Annotated in this window: 1 protein-coding gene; it reads right to left on the bottom strand. The window is 40.4% G+C overall.

Annotated elements, in window-relative coordinates; translation table 11 throughout:
• The coding region (locus ACUYLD_RS25810) for a hypothetical protein (RefSeq protein ID WP_446676254.1) at positions 1 to 235 on the bottom strand (235 nt) is incomplete at both ends.

Genomic DNA, 235 nt, shown 5'->3' with positions numbered 1-235 from the left:
ATATGATGATCATTTACTTTGACTGAAAGTGTCTCTTCCTTTAAGCGATAGCCTTTACAAGATGGGCAAGGTAAATCTGTCATGTATTGTGCCATTTGGTCGCGCGTGAAGTCAGAATTTGTTTCCCGGTAGCGACGTTCGATATTAGGAAGTATCCCTTCGAACGGAATCCAGGTTTCGCGCGTCATACCAAAATCATTTTTGTATTCGAAATAAAACTCTTTCTCTTTTGAGC

This window comes from Paenibacillus sp. SER-28, assembly GCF_052906305.1.
The sequence above is the reverse complement of the archived record's forward strand: the minus strand, read 5'-3'. Positions and strand labels throughout refer to the sequence as shown.